The sequence below is a fragment of the Segatella copri genome (genome assembly GCF_002224675.1).
Lineage (GTDB): Bacteria > Bacteroidota > Bacteroidia > Bacteroidales > Bacteroidaceae > Prevotella > Prevotella copri_U.
In genome coordinates this window covers 151,175-157,942 of record NZ_NMPZ01000006.1, presented here as the reverse complement: position 1 = coordinate 157,942, position 6,768 = coordinate 151,175, and the positions used below count along the sequence as shown (strand labels likewise).

Genomic DNA, 6,768 nt, shown 5'->3' with positions numbered 1-6,768 from the left:
GGGCAGAAGCTCCGCTTTACTTGATCAACTCAAGACCTGCCTCGAACTTGGTGGTCTTTTCCATGATGGTAGGAAGCTGGTTTACAACAGTCTTCAAAATCAGGAATTGTGCCAAATCCTCCTTGTCCATACCTGTAGCAGGAATCTTGTTAACCTGAGCATAAAGCATGGCGATGATAGGAGCTACGAAATCCTTGTCAACATAGAAATATACCTTGTTGGCTGCTGGATAAGATACGTGTACTGGAATACCAGTCTTAAACTGATCCAACATGCCGGCTACCATAGCCTTCTCCTGAGCATCGTCGATGTCTTCTGTAATCTTGGCTGTGTTCAGGAACAAGGTAATCATATTCTCGTTAACTACCTGGTATGTAGCGTAATCGTTAGCTACCTTCCAGTCCTTGTCATCAGCCTCTTCCTTGTAGGTTGCAGAAATCTGACCCTTCTCATTGAAGGTTACATCCTGCAGAACGCTTCTGAGCTGGCTGTTGAGCAGCATTGGAACCATTGAGATGGCATCCTTTACTGGATATGGCTCATCAAAGAGACCTGGAATTTCGATAACTGCATCGTTAGAACCTTCCCAGTTTAATACTATTGAACCTGTTGCCTGGTAAGTTGTTGGATCCATACCAGCCTCCTGTACCTTCCAGGTGCCCTCAATCTTCTCGTTGCGTACAAATCCCTTCTCGTCATTGTCATCATCGCTGCTACAAGCAGTGAAGAAGCCAAGGGTGCAAACCATGGCCATCAAATAAATAAACTTTTTCATTTTCTTCTCTTTTTTTGTTAATGAATAATTGTTGTTTTTTATCTTTTTTATCTCTCTTTGGCTATATATATTTTGGCTATATATATTAATGTACGCGTACATTATTATATAGATAGCTTCAGCAGAATATGATCTGTTACTTCAGCTGATACGTGATGCCGATGCTGCCGTAGATAGGATACATCGTCTGCTCGATGGTCTCGAAATCTTTCTTGAAGATGCCGTTCAGACCCCAGCTTAGGTCGGCGCAGATGCCCCAACGGTTGTTCAATCGCCAGTCTATTCCAAAATCTACGCCCACCTGCCAGTTGCGCATATCGTCGCTGAAATCGTAATCACCACGTTCACCTTCCTTTTCGCCCAGCATCACCTTCTGTCCCGTAGGGTCCCCCTTGGGATGACCCTCCTCCTGGCGGCGGAGATAACCATTGTATGCCCAGCCCTCAAACTTCTTCGAGGTAACATAGCTTACGTATGGACCCAGCTTGAAGCGGAGATTATCGCATACATCGTATGTTGCCAGAATCGGAACGGTGATGAGACTCATATCCACCTTGGTCACTACATCGCCCGTAAAGATGCCCTGCAGCTCCTCACCGCCACGAACTATCTTCATATAGTAGTTCTTAACGCCCGCATCGGTCTTCATGCTCTTGTTCTCGAAGCGGATTCCTCCCACGAAACCCCAGTTTCCGGAGAGTGGGTGATAGGCATCCACGCCCAGACTGAAGTTAGGGCGTAGGGTGTAGCTGTGAAGCGTGCGGATGGTGGCAGGCATGCCGATAGGGGCGGTGCCGCCCAGGTTATACGCCACGCGTGCCTGATACTCATAGCCGTGGAGATATTTGTTCCAGGCACTATTCTTGTCTCCTGCCCATGAAGCAGCGCTGCATGCCAGCAGGAGTGCCAGTACTGTTATCTTTTTCATTTTTCTTCTTATTTGCAAATCAGTTTGAAACTATCCACCCAGAGGGTGCTGCCCACGGCTCCCAGGAAGTTGGCTCCATCAGAGCTGGATGAGCAGACGATGGAGAGACTGTAACCGCCATTCTTCAGCTTCACGGGGTCGATGGTCTTGCCGTAGGATTGATAATCGAAATCTACGCTGAAGTGATGCCATTCCGGTGTGTTTCCGATGGCTGTCTTTCCGTTGTCATCGCGGGTTTCGCCTACCAGTGCGAGCGCTACTATCTGCTTGCTGCTCTGTACGTTATCGCCATAGAGCATTACTGCATTTCCATTCTCGTCGATGTTCTCGTAGAGCACGGCGTAGATGGTTCCGTAGTCATGTCGGTTCAGCTCGTTCATATCCTTGTCGGTGAATTTCTCGCCAGCCTGATACTTGTACCAGCCTTCCAGCTTCTCCGGTTTGGCGCTGAAGCTGAATGGGCGACCGAACTTGGTAGCCTTCATCGCATCGCGCAGGGCATCGGTGGCATCAAACTGTCCGATGAAGAGGTTGCCGGCAGCGATAGGCTTGTGTACCATATCGGCAAGCTTGCTGGTGCGCTGGGTGGTGAGCTTCACGCCCTTGTCCTGATAGCCGTCTTCTGTCATCACGGTAGGATATTCCTCCGGTTTTGCCGATGGGTTGCTGATCTTGAATCCCGGGTTTCCGGTAGCCCAGATGTCGAGGAAATCGCCATTCCAGTTTTCCTGCCAGTTGTAGTATCCCTTGCTGAGGTATGCGTTTTCGAAATCGAATTCAAACTCCTTGCTCATGGTGGTCTGACCCTTCTTGATGCTCACCTGATAGGTGCGGGTCCACTGCTTGTCTTCTGATGTAACCACGTATGTAACAGGACCTTTGGAGAAATCGTGTACGCTTCCGCTTTCCGGCTGGATGGTGGCTCCAGGAGTGAGTCGGAACATCGGTGCCTGCTTCTTGAGGCTGGCGAATGGCTTCATGGTGAATTCTATCTTGTCCTGGTCGCTCTGTACGTTGACGAGCGTATCCGATGCGTTTGTGAACCACAGCTTCATCCAGCTTCCTGGGTGGATGTATGCCTGCTCAATGTCGCATTCGGCATTGAGGGGTTCATCCTTGAAGCATGAACTGAGAGATAGGGCGCAAACCGTCGATAAAGATAGCGTTAAAAATTTTCTAAAACCCATAGTCTTCATATCCTTTTCCTTTATTACATAAGAATCTCTATCTTTTGTTATAAGATTCTTTTCTTTATTATATATATATGAGCGTTATCTTTTTGGGATATCCGCTGATGATTCAATTTTCTGGTTGCAAAGTTACGCCGAAAACTTGAAAGCACCAAACATTTTTCACTTTATTTGCATATTATTTATGTTTCTGATTATTTGTTAAATGAGGCAGAAAAAAAAGACTGGGCATTCCAAAAGGGATGCCCAGTCTTGATTTTAGAGACTTACATTGTCGTCGCCGCTGTCTTCTCCGCTTCCGGTGTTATCCTTTCCGGTGCCTCCTGATGGGGTGTTGCCTCCGGATGGGTTGTCCTTGTCGGTGCCGCCGGATGTATCACCGGTATTGTCCTTATCGGTTCCACCGCCTGATGTTCCGCCTGAAGTTCCGCCGCCATTTTCCTCGTCTTCGATGCCGTTGTACTCGGTCATCTCCTCCATCTTGATGCCACTGAGCATCGGCTTTACTCGCTTGCCCTGGTCCATGACAGAGTAAGGTGAGTAGATGATGTACATGGCCTTGATGTTGGCTGAGGTGAACTTCTTGGCGCTTTCGGCTGGGGAAGTTCTGATGCCGAGCTTGAAGCTTCCGAATTCGTCGAGCACCACCTTGTTGCCGTCGGCGATGTTGGCTGAGATCTCTGTCATCAGGGCATTGAAATCCGGCGTTAAAAAATGTCCTAACCTCTTTTATGTTCTGGGGATTTGCAATCCCATCAATAAGTAATGCCTTGTAAAGTCTAATCCTCACCTCATAAACACTAAAAAAAGAAGAAAAAACTGCTAGATTTCTCCAAAAAACAAATAATTTCGACTCAAACAGCAAATTCTCACTTAAAAAGCACCATTGAATGAAGAAATATATTATCTTTGTGCCTGTATATTCGCTTGAGCCAGTGATAAGCTACGATACATCAAGAAGTATCACAACCTATATGACTCATCCTGTTTTATGGAAATTTTAAAATCATCAAAATTATGGCTACAAAGAATACTACAACCAAAAACTTATATTTTGTGACAACCACTGTTGTTAATTGGGTTGATATTTTCAGTCGTCCCAAGTATAAGCATATTATTATAGAATCTCTGGCTTTTTGTCAGAAGACCAAGGGATTGGAAATATACGCCTGGGTACTGATGCCCAATCATTTACATTTCATTATAGGGGCAGAGAATCTTGAACAGGTTCAAACTGTTCTCCGTGATTTCAAGAAGTTCACGAGTAAGAAAATTGTCGCAGAACTTCTGGAGGATATCCAGGAGAGTAGGAGAGAGTGGATGTTGCAGCTTTTCAGACTGGCTGGTGAGAAGAATCCGAAAATCAGCAAGTATCATTTTTGGCAGGATGGTTGTTATACTGAAGTGATTTCATCGTTCAAGTTTTTCAAGCAGAAGTTGGATTATATTCATCAGAATCCTGTGAAGGCCGAGTTCGTGAGGTATCCTCAGGATTATCTTTATAGTTCTGCGATAGATTATGCAGGGGGTAGGGGATTGCTGGAAGTGATTGTTGTGAGGTAATCTTTTGTTATTGATGGGTAGTTATGGGGGATTACAAATCCCCCCGGTTTTCATAGGTCGAACCCTTTTTTACGGCGGATTGCAAATCCGCCGGGACGCCTAGCGGAAGACTTTGCATCGATACCGTTAGGCGTTTCGACGGATTTGTAATCCGTCGTTAGAAAATGTCCTAACCTCTTTTGTGTTCTGGGGATTTGCAATCCCCAGCAATCAGTAATGCATTTCATCCCTCAGCCATACACATTCACCATTCACATTCTCCATTCCCCCACACACATTCCCCACCCACAAAAAAGGGGACTGAAATCTCAGAAATGAAATTTCAGTCCCCTTAAAATTTTTATTTAGCTAATGAATAGCAAATGCTTTATCTGCAAGAGATTAAGCCTTGCCCTCCATCTGAGCCTTCAACTTAGCAAGAGCATCGATGTCGCCGAGTGAAGTACCAGCAGCTACGTTGTTGATAGCTGGAGTCTCGTTCTTGCGACCACCGTTACCACCACGCTTGTGAGCTGGCTTAGCGATTGGCTCGTCCTTGCCCTCCTCGAATGTACGAGAGTGAGAGAGGATGATACGCTTTGTCTCCTTAACGAACTCGATTACCTTGAAGTCGAGCTCCTCGCCCTTCTTAGCCATTGAGCCGTCCTCCTTGGTGAGGTGCTTTGGAGTAGCGAAGCCTTCGCCACCCTCTGCGAGAGCAACTACAGCACCCTTATCCATCATCTCAACGATAGTACCCTTGTGTACAGAACCTGGAGTGTAGATTGTCTCATACTCATCCCATGGGTTCTTCTCCAACTGCTTGTGGCCGAGGCTCAAGCGGCGGTTCTCCTTGTCGATCTCGAGAACTACTACGTCGATACTAGCACCTACAGATGTGAACTCAGATGGGTGCTTAATCTTCTTAGTCCAAGAGAGGTCAGAGATGTGGATCAAGCCATCAACACCCTCCTCGAGCTCTACGAAGATACCGAAGTTAGTGAAGTTGCGAACCTTAGCAACGTGCTTGCTGCCGATAGGGAACTTAGTCTCGATGCACTCCCATGGATCAGCCTTGAGCTGCTTAATACCGAGGCTCATCTTACGCTCAGCGCGGTCGAGAGTCAAGATAACAGCCTCTACCTCGTCGCCAACCTTCATGAAGTCGTTAGCTGAACGGAGGTGCTGGCTCCAAGACATCTCAGATACGTGGATCAAGCCCTCTACACCTGGAGCAATCTCAACGAATGCACCGTAGTCAGCCATAACCACTACCTTACCCTTCACGTGATCACCTACCTTGAGGTTTGGATCAAGTGCATCCCATGGATGTGGAGTGAGCTGCTTCAAACCGAGAGCGATACGCTTCTTCTCCTCATCGAAGTCGAGGATAACAACGTTGATCTTCTGGTCGAGAGATACAACCTCGTGTGGATCGCTTACGCGGCCCCAAGAGAGGTCTGTGATGTGGATCAAACCGTCAACACCGCCGAGGTCAACGAATACACCGTAAGTAGTGATGTTCTTAACGGTACCCTCGAGGATCTGACCCTTCTCGAGCTTGCCGATGATCTCCTTACGCTGCTGCTCGAGCTCCTGCTCGATGAGTGCCTTGTGAGATACAACGACGTTGCGGAACTCCTGGTTGATCTTTACAACCTTGAACTCCATTGTCTTGCCTACGAATACGTCGTAGTCGCGTATAGGGTGAACGTCGATCTGGCTTCCTGGCAAGAAAGCCTCGATACCGAAGACGTCAACGATCATACCGCCCTTAGTGCGGCACTTGATGTAACCCTGGATGATCTCCTCGTTCTCGAGAGCAGCGTTAACACGCTCCCAAGACTTGCTGAGGCGAGCCTTCTTGTGAGAGAGTACCAACTGACCCTTTGTGTCCTCCTGGTTCTCTACGTAAACCTCAACCTTGTCGCCTACCTTGAGGTCTGGGTTGTAACGGAACTCAGAAGCTGGAATGATACCATCGCTCTTGTAGCCGATGTTTACGATAACCTCTTTCTTATCAACAGAGATTACGGTACCCTCAACCACCTGGTGCTCAGTTACCTTGTTAAGTGTTTCGTCATAGGCCTTCTCGAGGTCTGTTTTGCTGACGCCTGCGTTTGTGCCATTCTCGAACTCATCCCAATTGAAGTCGTCGAGTGGCTGTACGTTCTTAAAATTTGACATAAAAAATAATTAAAAAAATTAAATTAATAAAGTTTGACTTTATATATTGTTGAAATCGGGCGCAAAATTACTCATTTTCTTTGAGTTACAAGCATTTGTGTTTGTTTTTCTTCGGTTTATTAATGATATTTAACTAAATGGGGCGG

Annotated in this window: 6 protein-coding genes; 1 reads left to right on the top strand and 5 read right to left on the bottom strand. The window is 46.8% G+C overall.

The window, feature by feature from the left end; translation table 11 throughout:
- Positions 1–16 precede the first annotated feature (16 nt).
- The 4 genes from CFT61_RS05520 to CFT61_RS05505 all read right to left on the bottom strand — a co-directional run bounded on the left by CFT61_RS05520 (position 17) and on the right by CFT61_RS05505 (position 3,580).
- Entirely contained in the window at positions 17–775 is a 759-nt protein-coding gene (locus CFT61_RS05520; protein ID WP_089543464.1) for a hypothetical protein, read from the bottom strand.
- 136 nt (positions 776–911) lie between these two features.
- A complete protein-coding gene (locus tag CFT61_RS05515) occupies positions 912–1,703 on the bottom strand; it encodes a porin family protein (protein WP_089543463.1) in 792 nt (263 codons plus the stop codon).
- An 8-nt stretch (positions 1,704–1,711) separates the two neighbouring features.
- Positions 1,712–2,899, bottom strand: a complete 1,188-nt coding sequence (locus tag CFT61_RS05510) for a PCMD domain-containing protein (protein WP_089543462.1) — start codon at positions 2,897–2,899, stop codon at positions 1,712–1,714.
- A gap of 252 nt (positions 2,900–3,151) precedes the next feature.
- Entirely contained in the window at positions 3,152–3,580 is a 429-nt protein-coding gene (locus tag CFT61_RS05505) for a hypothetical protein (protein ID WP_089543461.1), read from the bottom strand.
- Positions 3,581–3,910: 330 nt separating this feature from the next.
- Here CFT61_RS05505 and CFT61_RS05500 point away from each other — a divergent pair, with 330 nt between their 5' ends.
- The gene (locus CFT61_RS05500) at positions 3,911–4,456 is read left to right on the top strand and encodes an REP-associated tyrosine transposase (protein WP_089543460.1); all 546 of its coding nucleotides are present in this window, start codon (positions 3,911–3,913) and stop codon (positions 4,454–4,456) included.
- 381 nt (positions 4,457–4,837) lie between these two features.
- Here CFT61_RS05500 and rpsA read toward each other — a convergent pair whose 3' ends face one another.
- Positions 4,838–6,622, bottom strand: coding sequence for a 30S ribosomal protein S1 (gene rpsA / locus CFT61_RS05495; RefSeq protein WP_089543459.1), 1,785 nt, complete (start codon positions 6,620–6,622; stop codon positions 4,838–4,840).
- Positions 6,623–6,768: the final 146 nt, after the last annotated feature.